The sequence below is a fragment of the Streptomyces sp. NPDC029122 genome (assembly GCF_055569445.1).
In genome coordinates this window covers 69371-70946 of the sequence record NZ_JBVHWK010000038.1, presented here as the reverse complement: position 1 = coordinate 70946, position 1576 = coordinate 69371, and the positions used below count along the sequence as shown (strand labels likewise).

Here is a 1576-nt window from a genome sequence, read left to right as displayed (position 1 = left end):
CAGCGGCAAGGAGACTACACGTACTCCCCCCCCCCCCCCCCCCCCGCACCCCCCCCCCCCCCCCCCCCCCCCCCCCCCCCCCCCCCCCCCCCCCCCCCCCCCACGCCCGTTCCTCATTCGGGCTGCGGGGCGAGCCGGTGGGGCCCGGCGGCCGGGTCGGCCCGCAGCTTGTCCTGGAGGAACCGGCCGGTCTCGGTGAGCCGCGGGGGGCCGCTGAGCGGCGGTACCCCCGAGACGCTCGCGCCGGGGGCGATCGGCGGCTCGTAGTGGTCCGGGGCGGTGACGGTGGTGTATCCCGTCGACGCGGCGATCACGGCGGTCAGGACGAGCGCGGCCCGCGCCAGCCGCCGGGCCCGGTGCTCGCTGACGGTCCGGACGGTGGCCGCCGGGCGCGGCTCCAGGGACACGGCGGGCCGCACCGCGCCGAGCCGCTCGCGCAGCAGGGCCGACCGCTGCTCGGCCAGCAGGCCGGCCAGCCCGGGGATCCGGCGGGCGAGCTCGGCGTGCGCGCGCAGCAGGCGGTGCCCGGCGGCCGGGGTGCTGGCCTCGGTCTCCGCGGCGGTGTCGGGCAGGTCGAGGCCGACGCCGTCGTAGAGCAGCACGGTCCGGCGGTGCACGGGCGGCAGGGCGAGGAGGGCGTCCAGCAGGATCCGGTCGGCGGGGTCGGGCGGGAGCCTGTCGGGGTGGCGGTGGGCCCGGCGGAACCGGTGCCAGGGGGAGAGGGCGTATTCGTACGCGGCCGCGCGGACCCATCCCACGGGGTCGGGGTCGGTGGCCACCTCGGGCCAGCGCCCCCAGGCCTGCCGGAACGCCACCTCGACGGAGTGCAGGGCGAGGGCGCGGCGGCCGGTGAGGAGGTAGGCCTGGCGGACGAGCGCGGCGGCGGCGTGGTCGTAGAGGGCGTCGAAGGCCTCGACGGGGTCCTCGGGGGGTTTCGGCCGGGGGCCGTAGGGCCGGGCCGCGGGGGTGGCGGCCGCCGGGGTGGTCGGGCCGGCGGCGGGGACGTCGGTGGCCGGGGTGGCGTGGCCCACGGGAGCCGGCTCTTCCCGCGCGGTGGCCGGCGGGGCGGCCGGGATCCCCTGCGGGGTGCCGGGTTCCGCGCCGGTGTGGCCGGGGCCGCCCTGGTGAAACGGTTCCTCAGGGGCGGGTGCCGCCACGGCCGGGGCGGTGGGGTCCCGGGGGGCCGCGGCGGCGGTGGGTGCCGGGGCGGGGGCGCCCGGGAGGGCCGGTTCTGCAGAGACCGGACGGGTCGGGTGCGCCTCCCGGGCCGGGTATGACTCCTGGGCCGTGTGGGTTGCCTGGGCTGCCTGAGTCGTCTGAGCTGTCTGAGCTGCCGGAGTTGTCTGAGCCGCCTGGGTCTCCCGGGCCGTCTGAGCCGCCCGGGCCGTCTGGGGCGGCCTGGCCGACGGCTGTGCGGCGTGTTTCGCGACGTTCCGGGGCCGCCGGGTGGGCGGGCCCGGCGCCCCCGGCCGCCCCAGGGGGGCCCCAGCCGGGGCGGAGCGAGCCAAGAGGATCGCGTCCGCCTCGCTTTTGGGCCCGCAGGGGGTTGTGTGGCCGGACGCCCAGAGGGGGACAG

1 protein-coding gene is annotated in these 1576 nt (G+C 80.3%); it reads right to left on the bottom strand.

From position 1 onward, the window contains the following. Positions 1-113 precede the first annotated feature (113 nt). Complete coding sequence (locus ACZ4WZ_RS31270) at positions 114-1157, bottom strand: SigE family RNA polymerase sigma factor (protein ID WP_467896071.1); 1044 nt, start codon at positions 1155-1157, stop codon at positions 114-116. Positions 1158-1576 lie beyond the last annotated feature (419 nt).